This window comes from Rahnella sp. PD4 (assembly GCF_049199325.1).
Lineage (GTDB): Bacteria > Pseudomonadota > Gammaproteobacteria > Enterobacterales > Enterobacteriaceae > Rahnella > Rahnella perminowiae.
Window position 1 is genome coordinate 310,300 of the sequence record NZ_JBLZQF010000001.1, and the last position, 17,755, is coordinate 328,054.

At 52.8% G+C, this 17,755-nt stretch carries 14 protein-coding genes and 1 other RNA gene; 6 read left to right on the forward strand and 9 right to left on the reverse strand.

The features are described 5' to 3' along the window. Positions 1–21 precede the first annotated feature (21 nt). The 5 genes from ACOZIO_RS01345 to ACOZIO_RS01365 all read right to left on the reverse strand — a co-directional run bounded on the left by ACOZIO_RS01345 (position 22) and on the right by ACOZIO_RS01365 (position 5,748). Positions 22–963 carry an ABC transporter substrate-binding protein gene (locus tag ACOZIO_RS01345; RefSeq protein ID WP_205951558.1) on the reverse strand — a complete coding sequence of 314 codons (942 nt, stop codon included), beginning with the start codon at positions 961–963 and terminating at the stop codon, positions 22–24. A 77-nt stretch (positions 964–1,040) separates the two neighbouring features. Further along, positions 1,041–1,790, reverse strand: coding sequence for an ABC transporter ATP-binding protein (locus ACOZIO_RS01350; protein WP_129990752.1), 750 nt, complete (start codon positions 1,788–1,790; stop codon positions 1,041–1,043). A gap of 273 nt (positions 1,791–2,063) precedes the next feature. Beyond that, a non-coding RNA gene (locus ACOZIO_RS01355) (RtT sRNA) lies at positions 2,064–2,145 on the reverse strand. Positions 2,146–2,526: 381 nt separating this feature from the next. Further along, a complete protein-coding gene (araA, locus tag ACOZIO_RS01360) occupies positions 2,527–4,032 on the reverse strand; it encodes an L-arabinose isomerase (protein ID WP_421594843.1) in 1,506 nt (501 codons plus the stop codon). Positions 4,033–4,068: 36 nt separating this feature from the next. Continuing rightward, positions 4,069–5,748, reverse strand: coding sequence for a ribulokinase (locus tag ACOZIO_RS01365; protein WP_129951228.1), 1,680 nt, complete (start codon positions 5,746–5,748; stop codon positions 4,069–4,071). Positions 5,749–6,165: 417 nt separating this feature from the next. Between ACOZIO_RS01365 and ACOZIO_RS01370 the strand changes: the two genes are divergently transcribed. The 4 genes from ACOZIO_RS01370 (at position 6,166) to araC (ending at position 11,120) form a co-directional block, all read left to right on the forward strand. After that, positions 6,166–7,152 (forward strand): arabinose ABC transporter substrate-binding protein, encoded by a 987-nt coding sequence (locus tag ACOZIO_RS01370; protein WP_015697441.1) that lies wholly within the window; start codon positions 6,166–6,168, stop codon positions 7,150–7,152. 247 nt (positions 7,153–7,399) lie between these two features. Next, positions 7,400–8,986, forward strand: coding sequence for an L-arabinose ABC transporter ATP-binding protein AraG (araG, locus tag ACOZIO_RS01375; protein WP_421594844.1), 1,587 nt, complete (start codon positions 7,400–7,402; stop codon positions 8,984–8,986). A 17-nt stretch (positions 8,987–9,003) separates the two neighbouring features. Beyond that, complete coding sequence (gene araH, locus ACOZIO_RS01380; RefSeq protein WP_421594845.1) at positions 9,004–10,008, forward strand: L-arabinose ABC transporter permease AraH; 1,005 nt, start codon at positions 9,004–9,006, stop codon at positions 10,006–10,008. A gap of 176 nt (positions 10,009–10,184) precedes the next feature. Further along, positions 10,185–11,120 carry an arabinose operon transcriptional regulator AraC gene (gene araC / locus ACOZIO_RS01385; RefSeq protein ID WP_095922099.1) on the forward strand — a complete coding sequence of 312 codons (936 nt, stop codon included), beginning with the start codon at positions 10,185–10,187 and terminating at the stop codon, positions 11,118–11,120. A gap of 585 nt (positions 11,121–11,705) precedes the next feature. Here the strand turns inward: araC and uxuA are convergent. Next, positions 11,706–12,890, reverse strand: a complete 1,185-nt coding sequence (uxuA, locus tag ACOZIO_RS01390) for a mannonate dehydratase (RefSeq protein ID WP_217159479.1) — start codon at positions 12,888–12,890, stop codon at positions 11,706–11,708. A gap of 197 nt (positions 12,891–13,087) precedes the next feature. Between uxuA and ACOZIO_RS01395 the strand changes: the two genes are divergently transcribed. Beyond that, a complete protein-coding gene (locus ACOZIO_RS01395) occupies positions 13,088–13,786 on the forward strand; it encodes a FadR/GntR family transcriptional regulator (protein WP_421594846.1) in 699 nt (232 codons plus the stop codon). Positions 13,787–13,874: 88 nt separating this feature from the next. Here ACOZIO_RS01395 and bcsG read toward each other — a convergent pair whose 3' ends face one another. From bcsG to bcsE, 3 genes are read right to left on the reverse strand one after another with little or no spacing between them, the layout of a single operon-like run. Then, the gene (gene bcsG, locus ACOZIO_RS01400) at positions 13,875–15,521 is read right to left on the reverse strand and encodes a cellulose biosynthesis protein BcsG (protein ID WP_421594847.1); all 1,647 of its coding nucleotides are present in this window, start codon (positions 15,519–15,521) and stop codon (positions 13,875–13,877) included. Further along, entirely contained in the window at positions 15,518–15,751 is a 234-nt protein-coding gene (gene bcsF / locus ACOZIO_RS01405) for a cellulose biosynthesis protein BcsF (RefSeq protein ID WP_129990749.1), read from the reverse strand. The genes bcsG and bcsF overlap by 4 nt, the downstream gene beginning before the upstream one ends. Before the next feature lie 4 nt (positions 15,752–15,755). Further along, positions 15,756–17,354 carry a cellulose biosynthesis protein BcsE gene (gene bcsE / locus ACOZIO_RS01410; protein WP_421594848.1) on the reverse strand — a complete coding sequence of 533 codons (1,599 nt, stop codon included), beginning with the start codon at positions 17,352–17,354 and terminating at the stop codon, positions 15,756–15,758. A gap of 200 nt (positions 17,355–17,554) precedes the next feature. Between bcsE and bcsR the strand changes: the two genes are divergently transcribed. After that, the gene (gene bcsR, locus ACOZIO_RS01415) at positions 17,555–17,755 is read left to right on the forward strand and encodes a cellulose biosynthesis protein BcsR (RefSeq protein ID WP_129951234.1); all 201 of its coding nucleotides are present in this window, start codon (positions 17,555–17,557) and stop codon (positions 17,753–17,755) included.

Below are 17,755 nucleotides of genomic sequence, written 5' to 3' on the forward strand. Positions count from 1 at the left end.
GGTTAACAGCCCGTGAAAGGATTACTGCGGGCTGAACAGCTTCGCAAAACGGTCGAGAACGTCTTTACGTGACGCAGAAGCCTGAGAAACTTCCGGAAGCAATTTCAGTGACTTAAACAACGGACGTCTGGCGTCGATATCGGTACGGGCCGGCATCAGCCAGGCATCAGCCACCATTTTCTGGCCTTCAGGCGACAGTGCGTAATCGATAAAGGCTTTCGCTTCTTTTGGCTGCTGGCTGGATTTGAGGATCATCATCGGGCGCGGCGCGATGACCGTTCCGCTGTCCGGGAAAATCACTTTTACGGATTCGCCGTCCTGCATGCTGGCGTAAGATACATAATCAACCGCACCAAAGACGGCGGCTTTTGCACCCTGTAAGACGGGCGTCAGTGCCTGTGCGTTGGGTCCCGCTATGATCATGCCGTTGGCTTTCAGATCCTCAAACAGTTTCCAGGCCTGCTGTGCGTGGGCATTTTGTAACCCGATCAGCAAATCCAGAGACGCACCGGAAAGTGACGGATCCGGCGTAGTGACTTTGTCTTTGAATTCCGGTTTGGCTAAATCGCCCCAGTCTTTAGGCTCGGTAGTACCACTTTTGGTATTCCATACGATACCCAGGGCGGAAATTCCCTGTGCGACGTAATACGGTGTTTTAAACTGCGCCGGAACCTTTTCTGCGTTCGGGCTTTGGTATCCGAGCAACCAGCCGCGCTGTTCGAGATCGGTGGCGGTATCCCAGGATGCTGAGATAAGGATGTCGGCGCGCGGGTTTGCCTGTTCTGCTTCCAGACGCGCCATCACTTTGCCGGTCGTTGCCTGGAACACATCCACTTTTATGCCGGTTTGCTTTTCATATCCGGCTGCCAGTTTTTTTGCCAGAGAGCCCGGCCCGGCGGTGTAGAGCGTCAGCGCCTGTGCACTGCCTGCTGCCATTGCGAGAGAAAGAGTCATTGCTGTCATTACGCCTGTTTGGATACGGGAAAACGTTTTGGAGGTTTTATTGTGTGTGCGGTTCATCATTTTCATTCCATCAAAGGTTAAGCAACAAAAGGTGAAACAACGGAAGGGTCAATCGGGTCAACGCTGGCGATTGCGCCTTTGTCCATGCGCGCAATGCAGTGTGCGAGTGCACGAGCTTCGTGCTGATCGTGGGTGACATACACCGCCGTAGTGCCGAGTTGGCGCAACAGGGTTGCCATTTCCTCGCACAGGCTTTCCCGCAGATCGCGGTCAAGATTCGACAGCGGCTCGTCGAACAGTAAAATTCGCGGCTCGGCAACGATGGCCCTCGCCAGTGCCACGCGCTGTTGCTGGCCACCGGAAAGCTCAGAAGGGCGTCTTGAAGCGAAACCCGCCAACCCGACGCGTTCCAGCGCTGCCATCACTTTCTCCTGCTGCGCTGCACCCCGGATATTGCGCATCTGCAACGGGAATGCGACGTTCTGCTGTACGGTCATATGCGGCCACAATGCATAATCCTGAAACGCCATGCCGAGATGGCGTTTTTCCGGTGGCACATTGATTTTTCCGCTGGCGACAATTTCGCCATCGAAACTGATCTGCCCCGACGCGGGATGCAGCAATCCTGCCAGCATTTTCAGCAGCGTACTTTTACCGCAACCGGAAGGGCCGAGCAGGGCGAGGATAGTGCCTTCGGGCACCGACAAATTGACGCGATTGAGTACCGGGTGACTCCCAAAGAAATGGGAGACCTCATGGATGGCGATAGCGGGAGGAGAAGACATGCGCGCAGGCGCATTCCCGCTGATGGTAGCTGGAATGATCATGGTGGGGAACTATCCTCTTTGGGACTTAATTGTGCTGGTGAGCGTAAAGGGGGAATGTGACGGACGGATGACAACACCTTGGGGTGCCACCCAAACTGGCCTTAAGGTCAAAACCGTGGGCGTCGGCCCACACCGACCAGAGACCCGGTAACGCGCGGGCCTCTGGACTCCGCGCTTTTTCACTGCGCGCTGTCGCGGATATGACGGACATGTTCTGATGCATTGGTGAGTGGCGCAAAATGTCATCGCTTCGCGATTCCCGAATTTCAGGTTTACTCGGCCTACGGCCTCGCCCTTCGGGCCGTCACTTCGTGACGTTGTCTCGCTCCGCTCGGCTCGAGCCATAGGTCTCGAACCGTTCATTCGGTGCCATTTTTGATCACGCCAATACACTTTTCTGAAAATATAAATTCATTCTGTTTTTGAATTTAAGATCGTGCGGGCGGTTCAGAAAGCTTGCTAAATGAGAGGTTGCAGACCTGAGGCTGCAACCCCGAAATGAAGGTACCGCGTAGCGGCAAGATTTCCAGCCTGTCGCCGCGGCAACTGAAACATAGCCAGCGAGCGAAGCGCGTGTTGAAAAAGCGTGGGGAAATCCAAAAGGGGAAAAGCACTTTCCCCTTTTGGGCGGTTTCGGCGCAGCGCGTTAAGAGATCACCGCACGTAAGAAACCGAAATTTACGCTAACTCGCTTTAGCAGTGTAAGCCGCCATTGCAGCGGCCTTCTGCAAATAAATCAGCGGCTGCAAAGCTTGTAATACACCTCATTCCACCGGATCTGATTCTTAAAGTCCGGCAGCGTCGTCTCGTTATCAATCACCAGCAGTTCAATCCCGGTAAGCTCTGCATATAACCGCAGCGCGTCGATATCGAGTGCCTGTGAGAACACGGTATGGTGTGCGCCGCCGCCGAGGATCCAGGCTTCTGCTGCTGTCGCCAGTGATGGCTGGGCTTTCCAGATAGCGCGGGCAACCGGCAGTTTTGGCAGCGGATGCGGTTGTTCGATGGTATCCACCAGGTTGACCAGAAGACGGAAGCGGTCACCCATATCGATGACGCTGGCATTGACCGCCGGACCCGCTGGCGTGGAGAAAATCAGACGTGCCGGATCCGCTTTACCACCTATGCCGAGATATTGCGCGTCAAGCAGCGGTTTCTCTTCTTTGGCAATCGACGGACACACTTCCAGCATGTGCGAGCCCACCACCAGATCACTGCCCGGCTTGAAGTGGTAGGTGTAATCCTCCATGAAAGACGTGCCGCCTTTCAGACCGCTGGCCATCACTTTCATGATGCGCAGCAGGGCAGATGTTTTCCAGTCACCCTCGCCACCAAAGCCGTAGCCTTTCTGCATCAGACGCTGAACGGCCAGCCCCGGCAGTTGTTTCATACCGTGCAGGTCTTCAAAGTTGGTCGTGAACGCGCCGAATTTACCCTGCTCGAGGAAGCGGGTCATGCCGAGTTCAATTTTGGCGGCATCCAGCAGATTTTCACGACGTTCGCCGTTGAGTTTTACCGCATCCGTCAGACGATAGGTGGCTTCGTATTCTTCTACCAGCGTATCGACGTCGCCTTTGCTGACTTCGTTGATTACGCTGACCAGGTCACCAATACCGTAGGCGCTGATGCTGTAACCGAACTGGATTTGCGCAGCCACTTTATCGCCTTCGGTGACCGCAACTTCACGCATGTTATCGCCAAAACGTGCCACTTTCAGATGCTGACTTTCGTTTTTCGCGGCAGCAACCCGCATCCACTGAGCGATACGGCGATGAGATTCACCGTCCTGCCAGTGACCGGCCACTACGCTATGTTGCTGGCGCATACGGGCACCGATGAAGCCGAATTCACGGCCACCGTGCGCAGTCTGGTTCAGGTTCATGAAATCCATGTCCATGGTTTCCCAGGGGATTTCGGCGTTGAACTGGGTATGGAACTGCATCAGCGGCTTATGCAGAATGCTCAGCCCGGCGATCCACATTTTGGCCGGTGAGAACGTATGCAGCCAGGTGATGATGCCCACACAGGCATTGTCATAGTTAGCTTCACGGCATAACGCGGTGATTTCGTCCGGCGTGGTCACCAGCGGTTTGAGCACCAGTTTGATCGGCAACCCGGCTTCGCTGTTCAGGCTACTGACCACCTTCTCGGCGTTCTCTTTTACCTGACGTAATGCCTGGGGACCATACAGATGCTGACTGCCAATGGCGAACCACACTTCGAGATGTTTAAACGCGTCCATTTATGACTCCTGAATATCGGATAGGTAAAATACGAATTAATGTGCCGGTTTTGCTGCAAACAGTGGTTCTGTCGTGGCACACCATTGCTGATAACGTGTGTACAGACGCTGATATTGCTCAACGCGCTGCGGATCCGGCAGCAGTGTGCGTTCAATGCTACAGGCCATTTTTTCCTGAGCGGCAGGGACATCGTTGAATTCCCCGGCGGCGACAGCGGCAAAAATCGCGGCACCCAGCGCGCAGCACTGATCCGAGGCGACAATTTGCAGCGGACGGTTCATGGCATCAGCACAAACCTGCATGATGACCGGCGATTTACGTGCGATGCCGCCGAGGGTCAGCACGTTTTCCACCGGAATATCCTGCTGTTCGAAACATTCCATGATGGCGCGTGCGCCAAAAGCGGTCGCCGCAATAAAACCGCCGAACAGTTCCGGCGCCTCTGTGCCCAGATTGATATCGGTAATGACACCTTTCAGACGCTGGTTGGCAAACGGTGTGCGGCGGCCGTTAAACCAGTCGAGCACCAGCGGCAGATGATCCAGTTTCGGATTTGCCGCCCAGGCAGCAGTGAGATCGGTCAGCAGATTTTTTTGCAGGCTGGTCAGTTGCGGTGCCATTTCAGGATGCGCTTTGGCTGCCTGAATCAGCGGCCAGCTCAGCAGGCGACTAAACCAGGCATACATGTCGCCGAAAGCGGATTGTCCGGCTTCCATTCCGATCATGTCCGGTACCACGCTGCCTTCGACCTGCCCGCAGATGCCGGCAATAGCACGGTCATTGACGCGTTCTTTATCGGCAATGAGAATGTCGCAGGTGGAAGTGCCGATCACTTTGACCAGCGTATAAGGTTGTGCACCCGCTCCGACCGCGCCCATATGGCAGTCGAATGCACCGCCCGACAGCACCACGCTGGCCGGTAAGCCAAGACGTTCGGCCCATTCAGGCGTGAGTGTGCCAACAGCCTGTTCGGCGGTAACGGTGTCGGTAAACAGCGGATACGGCAGATGTTCAACCAGCAACGGATCAAGTGCGGCAAAGAAATCTTTGGGTGGCAGACCGCCCCATGACGGATGCCAGAGCATTTTATGTCCGGCGCTGCAACGTCCGCGCACCACTTTATCCGGCGCGGTGGTGCCGGAAAGCAGGGCGGGCACCCAGTCGCACAATTCGACCCACGAGGCAGCGGCTTGTTTAACCGCCGCATCTTCACGCGATACATGCAGGATTTTTGCCCAGAACCATTCTGAGGAATAAACGCCGCCGATATAACGGGAATAGTCAGGGAAATTGCCGCTGCGACAAAGACGGTTTATCTCTTCGGCTTCTTCTATGGCTGTGTGATCTTTCCAGAGCACGAACATGGCGTTGGGGTTTTCGGCGAATTCCGGTTTCAGCGCCAGAATGTTGCCTTCTTTATCGACAGGGGCGGGGGTTGAACCGGTGGAATCAACACCGATACCCACCACGCGCGCAGCACGTTCGCTGCCCAGACGTTGCACCACATTTTTAATCGCCTGTTCCATTGCCTCTATGTAGTCGAGCGGGTGGTGGCGGAACTGATTTTTTGCCGCATCACAATAGCGACCTTCATTCCAGCGCGGATAATAAACCACATCGGTTTCCATCTCGGCACCGGTCTGGCAATCCACTGCCAGGGCACGGACGGAATCGCTGCCAAAATCAAGACCAAGAGCAATCGCACCTTGCGTCATTCTTTCTCACTCCTTCAGGTTTGCCGTAGTCATTACGGCGGCGAATCGAATTGCTCTAACAGTAGGAGGATGCAAAAAAGTGAGTGAGGAGGCGTTAGCTGGAAGTATGCACAAATCTGCTCCCAATGATGTTTCTGTGAGGTTGGTCAAATGTTAGCGTTTGGCTAAAATCGCTATATCTATGCACAAACCTGCTGTTTTCCCGCCGTGTGATAGCGCTCTACATTCCGTTGCAAAATTACCGCTAAAACTTAACCCGTCTTACAAGAGAGTGTGACGTAAATCCTCTATAAAACCGGACTTCGCCGCACTTTCACTTTGTCTCTTTACGCTACTGATAACGTTTTCACGATTGCGGTAAACCACCCGATGTAAGACTGCGATTGTGAAAAACAACAATAAAAGTCGGAGAACATCATGCATAAATTCACTAAGGCATTAGCGGCGGTCGGGTTAGCTGCCCTTATGTCACATTCAGCTATGGCAGCCGAGAATCCGAAGCTGGGATTCCTGGTTAAACAGCCGGAAGAGCCGTGGTTCCAGACTGAATGGCGGTTCGCAGATAAAGCCGGTAAGGATCTCCACTTCGACGTCATTAAAATCGCCGTGCCGGATGGTGAAAAAACGTTGAATGCGATTGACAGCCTGGCGGCCAACGGGGCGAAAGGTTTTGTCATCTGTACACCGGATCCGCGTCTCGGACCTGCCATCATGGCGAAAGCGCGCAGCTATGACATGAAAGTCATCCAGGTGGATGACCAGTTTGTGAATGCCAAAGGCAAGCCAATGGAAGAAGTGCCGTTAGTTATGATGGCCGCGACCAAAATCGGCGAACGTCAGGGGCAGGAACTGTACAAAGAAATGCAAAAGCGTGGCTGGAAAGTGGCTGATACCGGGGTGATGGCCATTACGGCAGATGAACTCGATACGGCGCGCCGCCGCACCTCCGGTTCGATGGATGCGTTGAAAGCAGCCGGATTCCCGGAAAAACAAATCTATAAAGTCCCGACCAAATCTAACGACATACCGGGCGCACTGGATGCCGGTAACTCCCTGCTGGTGCAACATCCTGAAGTGAAAAACTGGCTGATCATCGGCATGAACGACAACACGGTATTAGGTGGCGTTCGTGCAACCGAAGGTCAGGGCTTTAAAGCCGCTAACGTCATCGGCATCGGCATCAACGGCGTGGATGCGGTGAATGAGTTGTCAAAAAGTGCCCAAACCGGTTTCTACGGTTCCCTGTTACCTAGCCCGGATATCCATGGTTACAAAAGTATCCAGATGCTGAATGAATGGGTCACTAAAGGCGTTGAACCACCGAAATTTACTGAAGTGACGGATGTTGTCCTCATCACCCGCGACAACTTCAAAGAAGAGTTGAAGAAGAAAGGTCTTATGTGATCTTCAGATGTGGTTGAAACAAGCAATACCCCTAAATAATTCGAGTTGCAGGAAGGCGGCAAGTGAGCGAGTCCCGATGAGCTTACATAAGTAAGTGATTCGGGTGAGTAAGCGTAGCCAACGCATCTGCGACTTGAAGTATGAAGGGGAGAGACGCTGCTGCAGAGTGGACGACAGGGAGACGTTGAACTGTTTTCTGCTGTGCAGCGGCGTGCATCCATACTTAATCAACTTCCAGGTAGCCACTATGACTCAGCAATCTTTCGATAATAAGACGCCTTTGCTGACACCGTCCCTGACGGAGTTTGATGCGGCCAGGCCGTATCTGGAATTCCATGACATTGGCAAAACTTTTCCTGGCGTGAAAGCGCTGGACGGGATTTCTTTCAATTGTTATGCCGGGCAGATCCATGCGCTGATGGGCGAAAACGGCGCGGGTAAATCTACGCTGTTGAAAATCCTCAGCGGGAACTATCAGCCTTCCCAGGGCAATATTCACATCAAAGGCCAGCCGGTCGCATTCAGCCATACCACGGATGCGCTCGATGCCGGTGTGGCGATTATTTATCAGGAATTACATCTGGTGCCGGAAATGACGGTGGCAGAGAACATTTATCTCGGCCAGTTACCGAGCAAACATGGTTTCGTGAACCGAAAATTGCTGCGTTACGAAGCCAAAATTCAGCTTGAACATCTCGGACTGGATATCGACCCCGATACGCCGCTGAAATATCTTTCCATCGGCCAGTGGCAGATGGTTGAAATTGCGAAAGCGCTGGCACGTAATGCCAAAATTATTGCGTTCGATGAGCCGACCAGTTCACTTTCCGCCCGTGAAATTGAACAGTTATTCCGTGTTATCCGTGAGTTACGTGCTGAAGGGCGCGTGATTTTATATGTCTCACACCGCATGGAAGAAATTTTTGCATTAAGTGACGCTGTCACTGTTTTCAAAGACGGGCGTTATGTCCGCACTTTCGACGATATGATGCAGGTGGATAACAGCAAACTGGTGCAGGCGATGGTTGGCCGTAATCTCGATGACATTTACGGTTACGCACCGCGTCCGCATGGCGAAATCCGCCTTGAACTGGAAGAGGTGAAAGCACCGGGCGTGAGAACACCGGTCAGCCTCACTGTACGCCAGGGTGAAATCGTCGGCCTGTTCGGGCTGGTGGGCGCAGGGCGCAGTGAGCTGATGAAAGGCTTATTCGGTGGCACGCGGATTACCGGTGGCACCGTCCGTCTCGACGGCGTAGCGCTGAATATCCGCAAACCGGCGGATGCTATCCGCCAGGGCATCATGCTATGTCCGGAAGACCGCAAGGCTGACGGCATCATTCCTGTGCACTCGGTGCGTGACAACATCAACATCAGCGCCCGTCGCAAAACAGTCAAAGGAGGGTGTCTGATCAACAACGCCTGGGAAGCGAAGAATGCGCGTAAACATATTGATGCGCTGAATATCAAAACCCCCAGCGATCAGCAACTGATCATGAATCTTTCGGGGGGTAATCAGCAAAAGGCCATTCTGGGTCGCTGGTTATCGGAAGAAATGAAAGTCATTTTGCTGGATGAACCGACGCGCGGTATTGACGTTGGTGCTAAGCATGAAATCTACAATGTGATTTATTCACTGGCAAAACAAGGCATTTCGGTGCTGTTTGCGTCCAGTGATTTACCGGAAGTGCTGGGTCTGGCCGACAGGATTGTGGTGATGCGCGAAGGTGCAATCTCCGGCGAACTGTTGCATGACGACGCCACCGAAGAAAAAGCGCTGGGGCTCGCCATGTTGCGGACACCCGTTCTTGATTCTGCCCATGACGCTGCCTGACTGAGGAGCAAAATATTATGTCGAGTATGACGACCAATTCAGCTAAACCGGATCAACCTTCAGCCGCCTCACGCGGCGGCCAGGGGCTGATGCGTATCTGGGACAGTTATGGCATGTTAGTGGTGTTCGCCGTGCTGTTTATTGCCTGTACCATTTTCGTGCCCAACTTCAGTTCTTTCATCAACATGAAAGGGTTAGGGCTGGCGATTTCAATGTCCGGGATGGTGGCTTGCGGGATGCTGTTCTGCCTGGCTTCCGGTGACTTCGATTTGTCAGTTGCGTCGGTGATTGCCTGTGCGGGCGTCACGACCGCCGTGGTAATCAATATGACCGAAAGCTTGTGGATCGGTGTCGCTGCCGGTTTACTGCTCGGTATGCTGACCGGTTTGCTCAACGGTTTTGTTATCGCCCGCCTGAAAATCAATGCGCTGATCACCACGCTTGCCACCATGCAGATCGTGCGCGGTCTGGCGTACATCATTTCCGATGGTAAAGCGGTGGGTATCGAAGACGAACGTTTCTTCACTCTGGGTTACGCCAACTGGCTGGGGTTGCCTGCGCCCATCTGGCTGACGGTCAGTTGTCTGATCATCTTTGGTCTGTTGCTGAACAAAACCACTTTCGGGCGTAACACGCTGGCGATTGGCGGTAATGAAGATGCGGCGCGTCTGGCCGGTGTGCCGGTGGTGCGTACAAAAATCATCATCTTCGTGCTCTCCGGGCTGGTGTCAGCGGCGGCGGGCATCATTCTGGCGTCACGCATGACCAGCGGCCAGCCCATGACCTCACTGGGCTTCGAATTGATCGTTATTTCTGCCTGCGTGCTGGGGGGCGTTTCCCTGAAAGGCGGCATCGGCAAAATTTCCTATGTTGTTTCCGGGATCCTTATTCTGGGTACCGTGGAAAATGCGATGAACCTGCTGAATATTTCTCCGTTCTCGCAGTATGTGGTTCGTGGTTTGATCCTGCTGGCGGCGGTGATCTTTGACCGCTACAAACAGAAAGCGAAAAAGACCGTTTAATCGGATTTTGTGATAACGCTTTCATCCTGTCATCGTCCGGCATTTAGCGCTATCACGGGTTAAATGCCGGGAAAACGCGTGTTTGTTCACAATATAGTAACCTTTACTGGCAGCGTTTTCACTGCCGGTTAGAATAGATGAAAAGTCCATAGCCATGTGAAGTTTCAGGAGGTTCGATGTATCACCGTATGATTCAGGATCAGCAGCAAAATCCGCTGTTACCGGGTTACAGTTTCAATGCCTATCTGGTCGCCGGTATGACACCAATCCTTGCTGACGGGCCACTGGATTTTGCCATTGACCGTCCCGGCGGCATGAAGGGCTATATCCTTAACCTGACGGTGAAGGGGCAGGGGAAAGTCTTCGACGGCGAAGATACCTTCTACTGCAACCCCGGCGATCTGCTGCTATTCCCGCCGAAAGCCCGTCATCTTTACAGCCGGTCTGCTAACGCTGATTCCTGGTATCACCGCTGGGTTTATTTCCGCCCGCGCGCCTACTGGGCTGACTGGCTCGAATGGCACACCAAAACCCGCGACGTCGGGCGTCTTTCTTTACCGAATAACACTTTGTTGCTGGAATTTGACCGTTTGTTTGCCAACATCGAACAAACGCAGAAATCGGGGCGACGTTTTTGTGAAGAGCTGGGGATGAATCTTCTGGAGCGTTTGTTGCTGCGCGCCATGGAGGAAGATCCGCAGAGCCCGCAAAAAATTATGGATCCGCGTGTTATCGAAGCCTGTCAGTTTATTACTGGCAATCTGGCGGGTGAATTGCGGATTGATGAAGTTGCCCGCCACGTTTGCCTCTCACCCTCACGGCTGGCGCATTTATTCCGTGAGCAGGTCGGGATCAATATCCTGCGCTGGCGCGAAGATCAGCGGGTAATCCGCGCCAAATTATTATTGCAGACCACACAGGAATCCATCGCGACGATTGGCCGCGTGGTGGGATACGATGATCAGTTGTATTTCTCACGGGTATTCCGGAAACGTGTCGGGGTGAGCCCGAGTGATTTCCGCCGCCGGAGTGTCGAGATCAACTATCCGGCCAAGCCGTATAAATCCCATCCGTGGCCGGAGCAGGAAAACGCGGTGGCGTATCATTTTTGAGTTTGCAGAGGGGGCCGCTGCAAAAGGGGCGACCTTAAAACCTTGGGTTGCCACCCAAACTGGCCTTAAGGGTGGCTTATCGCCACCACCCTTAAGAATCCCAGGCTCTTTTTACTGCGCGCTTTGCTCGCTGGCTATGTTTCAGGCATCACAGCGATAGCCGCAAAATCCCGCCGCTGCGCGGTTCCCTCCCTTCGGGTTACAACCCGCGCAAAAAGACGCGCGGTTTTCCACCTCTCGTCCGGCGGTATTTTGGAACCGGCCCCAGGCTTATACTTCACAACCTCACTCATTGTGATTTTGTCTTTTAAAAAAGTCAGGGGCGATTCAGAAAGCTTGCTGAACGGAGCGGCTTCGAGACTTGAGGCTCGAAGACCGAGTGAAGGCACCGCAAAGCGGCAAGCTTTCCAGCCTGTCGCGGCGCTGCCTGAAACATAGCCACGAGCAGAGCGCGCAGTTCAAGACGTGGAGATCCCAAAGAGGGCTCGTCATAGCCCTCTTTGGTCGGTTTCGGCGCGAAAGGCCGATTGATAACCGTTATTGAAAAACCGAAATTTCACAATTCAGTTATTAAGAAGTGCGAATTCATTCGCTAAAGAAGCTTTGTTTCAAAGCCCGCTCCACACCCCGCAGTTCTGCCAGTCCCCGCAGGCGTCCAATCGCTGAATAACCCGGATTGGTTTTCTTATGCAAATCATCCAGCATCTGATGGCCGTGATCCGGACGCATCGGGATAGCGCGCAGATTGCCCGCGCGGCGACGGGTTTGCTCTTCGGTCAGAATCGCTTTGATTACCGCCACCATATCCACATCACCGTCTAAATGGTCTGCTTCATGGAAGCTTCCCGGTACGTCTTCCCGCTGCGTCGCACGCAGATGAATGAAATGCACGCGGTCGGCATAGGTGGTCATCATTTTCACCAGATCATTATCTTCACGCACGCCGTAAGAACCGGTGCAGAAGCAGAAACCGTTGTGAATACTGTCGACCGTTTCTTTCAGCCATTGCATATCTTCGATGGTGGAAATAATACGCGGCAGGCCGAGGATAGGGCGCGGAGGATCATCAGGGTGAACCGCCAGACTCAATCCACATTGCTCGGCAACCGGCACAATGCTGCGCAGGAAATGCGCCATGTTTTCACGCAATTTCGCTTTATCAATACCGTCGTAAGTGGCCAGACGTGCACGGAACTGATCCAGTGTGTAGCCTTCTTCCGCACCCGGCAAACCGGCAATAATATTAGACACCAGCTGATCTTTATCCGCCTGTGTCATTGCCGCAAAGTATTCGGCCGCTTGTTTTTGCTCATCCGCGCTGTAATAAGAAGTCGCGCCTTCGCGCTTGAGCAGATGCAATTCAAAAGCCGCAAACGCGATATGGTCGAAGCGCAGGGCGCGTGAACCATCCGGCAGCAAATAGCCGAGATCCGTGCGTGTCCAGTCCAGAACCGGCATGAAGTTATAGCAGACTGTATCGATGCCGCATTCCGCCAGGTTGCGGATAGATTGCTGATAGTTAGCAATATGTTTTTCAACATCTCCGCTACGGGTTTTAATTTCCTCATGCACCGGAATGCTTTCCACGACAGACCATACCAGCCCTTTGGCTTCAATTATGGCCTTGCGTTTCTGAATTTCTTCCACCGGCCAGACTTCACCGTTCGGGATATGGTGCAGGGCGGTAACCACGCCGGTTGCGCCAGCCTGACGCACATCATCAAGTGAAACCGGATCGTTCGGGCCGTACCAACGCCATGTCTGTTCCATGTGTTTTCCTTAAAATTGTTAACTGACTGTCTGAATGTAGTTGACGCATGGCCGGTGATAAGTTCAATCTTAATGCGCGGTCTGGTCAGGTGGTCTGCTGGTCAGGCCATCAGACCGACATATGATTCAGCATCAAACCGATCTTTAATGTGATCGGGATAACAGATCTGGGATTCAGCATGAACACGGAGAAAATAATGGCATTACCCACCCTTAAAGTTGAACGGCTGTATCGCCAGATTTCTAATGTCTTGATTAATTGCATTAATACCGGTCAGTTTGCGCCGGGCGCGATGATCCCTTCTGAGCGCGATTTATCCAAACAGCTGGGGGTCAGCCGTTCATCCATTCGTGAAGCCCTGATTGCACTTGAAATCACCGGCTGGGTGGAAATCCGCACCGGCAACGGCGTATATGTCAGCGATCCGCTGCCACAGGCCACACCCGCGGTGCAAACGGTGAATACCGAAGAGGAATTCAGCCTGCAATCACTGGTAAAAGCACGTCAGGTTTATGAATCGATGACAGCAGAACTGGCGGCAATTAACGGCACTGACGATCAGTGCGAAAAGCTAAAAGCCATCGCCCGCGAATTAAACGAACTGAATGCTAATAACGACGCCTTCCTCGAAGCCGATCGCCGCTTTCATATGATGATCAGCGAAATGACCGGCAACGAAGTGCTGCACGATATGATGGGATATTTGTGGGATAAGCGACGTTCACGCCGGTTTATGCGCCTGGAGAGTCATTACACCGAAGTGGATTTCGCCCGTGAAATGAATGCCGATCATCAGGGGATCCTGGACGCCATTTTGGCGAAAGATGGCGCAGGGGCGCGGGCAAGAATGAGCCGCCATTTACAGCATGTGTATGACCAGCTATTTGCAGAATAAATGAAGAGAGCCTAAGCTCCCTCCCTTGCGAAGGGGGGAGCAAAAGAAGCTGCCCCTTAAAATTCATTATGTTCCGACCCGGCTTCACTCAGCTCGGATACGGCACCCACCCGCCGCCGTTGAGCCGGATGTAAATTTTCCCCTGATATTCCATCACCACCGAGTTCTCATTTTCTGATACCAGCGGCGTTTGTGGCAGGTTCGAGCCGAAAGTTTTCCAGTCCATTGTCGGGCTGTTAAATACTTTGCCATCGACTGCGCGGGCGACCATTTCTGAAATCGCCTGATAGCTGCTCTGACCCTCGATTTTCATCGGTGACGGCGCATGGGGGGCCTGCATACCAAAGAATTTCACGCCGACCGGAATGTGGGTAATGCCCGGGCTTGGAATGTCACGCAGACCCGATATTTGCATCTTATCGCCAACCAGGGCAGCACCATGCTCGGGCACCACCAGCAGCATGACTTTGCGGCCGGATTTATCCAGCTGATCCATAAAAGTATTCAGCTGATTCAGCAGGGTTTGTGCACGGTTATGGTAATCCGCGCCTTTATTGCTGCCCACATAACGGTTGCCGTCATGCAGCGGGATCAGGTTAAAGAAGGTCGCGGTGCGCGCGGTACCGGCTTTCTCCTGATTTTCCAGCCAGCGGGAGAACAGCTGCCCGTCGTTGAAAATCGGTGTGCCATCAAATGACGTCAGCTCATAACCCAGACCGGCCTGTGACATTAGCGGCGCTTTCATATCGGCATCATCACGCAAGTTACCGATGTAATTACCGAATACACCCGTATGATCCATAGCCAGTTGGGAAGTGAAGCCCAGACGCGCGAGATCGTCAAACAGATAACACTGCTGACCGGCAGGCTGATACAAATCATGATGCGAGGTCTGACCGCAACTGGCGCGCAGCAGGCGGATAGATGCCGGGCCGCTGTAGGCCGTGGCTGAATTAAAATTACTGAAGACAAAATCGAAACGTGACCACAGCGGTGAACTGGAAAGATTCACGGCATCCAGATCTGACCAGGCCAGCGAACAAATGTTGATCACCAGCAGGTCAAACGGCTGTGCATCAGCAGGCAACGCATCAGGGAATTTCGTCGTCTTGCGCCGTTCGTTTTGGTAAAACTGCTCCAGATAAGCGTTCAGATTGGCATTGGTCGGCGGACCATTCACGGTGTTATCCGTGGCTGATGGCGCAACGGTCACCGGTGTCGTCACGGTATTTTGGGCGATAGCCGGGGGCGTATAATGCGCGAAAAATGGCGTGATGAGGCCGCTGAGGTTAAGCCACAGCAGTGCAATAACGGTAAATGTGGTCAGCCGGATCCACTGGGAGATAAACAGATAACCAACCAGCAAAGCGAAACCGACGGCAATCCACTGCCAGTTGATAAAGCGATCGGCCAGTTCAAGCAGATAACTGAAACTGAAACCGGCAACGTCCGCCCCCTGATTGACGATTGAACGCCAGCCGGGCAGCCAGGTATCGTGATACAACAGTGCCAGCCCGAAAGGCAGGGCCAGCCACTGTCTCCAGCGATGCAGGCGCAGTGAACGTAACGGGAACAGCAATACTGCGGCAAAGACAAGATTGCTCAGTGCATCAAAATTCAGATACCCCATTGAAAGCAAAACAAATTTAAGTAAAAAATAGTAGTTCCAGGCACCCAGGCCGCGCCAGGATTGCCAGATCCGCAAATGCGGTGAAGAGGATTGCGATTCGTTCATAGTGACGTCTTGGATTTCCCTGTTGCGGCGGAGTCATCAGCCGGTATACCGGAGCGTTTGCGGCTTTTACTGACGGAGCTGGCTGTTATTCGCGTTAAATAGCGCGGCGAAAGGAAAAGGGCCGCGAAACGGTTTTTCCAGCGAGGTAGCCGGTTGCGCAGTACATATCCTGCCGGGAAAAAAATCATCGCTGCCAGAATAAAAATTTCAATAATATCTCTGATGTCCATGCTGTTACTCCGGTGCCTGAATCACAGGCGAATCGCTCACGGCAAGCGTAACGGGCACGGGTTGGTGCACCTGCGCCCGTTTTAACGGTTCTGTTTTATGTTGCACGTATGTTTCTGCCGCCAGCACCGGTGTTGCCATCGGTGGTCTGGCGGCCAGACGGCGAACTTCTGTCTGGATATCCGGTTCCTGACTCCAGAACGTCTGGCTGGTGAACACTTCTTTGACCGGCAGGCTAAACAGAAATGTCAGTACATTTTCCACATCGCTGACCTGACAGTTCGACAGAAACAGATAAAGATGACGCCCGGTAACGGTCAAAATGTCACCGTCACGGCGCAGTGAACATAAAGACATCGCCTGCTGCGGGCTGATCCCGGCGGCAGGGCGCAGAGAAATTAAAATGCCCCGGGATTCCGTCGCCAGAGAGGCGTGATCCCAAATCTCGCGCATCACCTGGCAAAAAACCGGCAGTGGCAGATAACCCTTATGGTGGGTAGGCAGCCGGCTGTCGAGCAGCAATTCGATATCGTCCGGCACATGCCGGGTATACGTGAGGTTTTGCAGATCATCCAGCAGGGTCAGGAAGTTGGAAAGGCGTGCCGCCTGCGGGACAACCAGATTCGCGCCACAGGCCTGAAGCAGGCGCTGATCGACATAACGCAAAGAGGCATTCATTTCACGCACGACAATTTTCAAACCCGTGCCGCGCTGCATACGTAAAAGATGAACCTGACGGGCCAGCACTTCCACTTCGTCATTGCCGGTAAGGGCGAAAATGACTGTCGCCGAGCGGGCATGCGCCGCTCGTGCGGCCAGTGCTTCGTTATCGTCAAACAGGAACCAGCGTTCTGAAAGCGCAGGCGCACCTTCAAGCACCGAGCGATCGGCCAGCAACATCCACTGGTCATCGCCGGTTTGGTCGGAAACTGCCGCAGAAACGTTTGTTTGAATTTCCCAGCCGGTGTGGTGGCGTATCAGCGGATAAAGCGTGTTGGCTTGCGCGCCCAGTGTGTCATGCCACCAGGAAATACCCCATTGATTAGGCTCAACATCCGTTTTCAAATCTGCAACGCCGTATATATTGCGGTGGTATAAGTGAAGCTGAGTTTTAACCGCATTAATACCGTTTCCATAGCAGATAATAAGGAGCGTTGCACCTTTATTATGGGTGCCAGAGCTCATTTCACTCAACCAGCGGGCGAATTGTTTATCACTTATCGCCTGCCAGGTACTGACCGGGAGTAATAGAATCATTAATGAGGCGGAGTGAGCAGGCAGACGATTAATATCGGCTGCAAGAGAGAGAAACGCTTTTTTGCCATTCGCTAACTGGTAATAAAAGGTTTTTTTTTGATACTTTTTCAAATAAGTGAGAAGAATGTCGTCATCCGGTACTCTGTTTTCATGTGCAGTGCAAAGTAAATTGTGCTGCGGAAAAAAAACACTGACCGGAACTTCACCTTGCTGAGCCTCAACAGTTTGACCGCAAAGATGATAAGCGGCTTCCTCACTGTCGGTATTAACCCAGTAAAGCCCCTGAGATTGCATCTGGGTTAATCCATTCCAGAATGGTTTCATGCCCAATGAAAAGGAGAGTGCCATATAGTTAATCTGCTTGTGTCATTTTTGATTAAAAGTCTGCTTTGGGCACACCGGGAATGTGAGTATAATAAATTCTAGCATTGCCACATTAAATAATCATAATACTTCATAATAATGTTTGGTACTAAAAAACCTAAACAGGTAAGGCCATTTTGGCCATGTTGTCTCAGTATTTAGATTGATGCAGGGAGAAAGAACCGGTGGGAGCCAATATTGCAGACCAGGAAGAATCCGAACCGAAAAAAGATGATGATTTTTTTGCGCTGAGTCGCCTTTTTTCTCTGTCAGAATTAAATTACGTCGATATAGCCCGTAAAGAAAAAATCCCGCAACTAATGTCCCGCTGGCCGTTACTGGCTGAGCTGGCGCAATACGGCGAACACAGCGCGGAGAAAAAATAA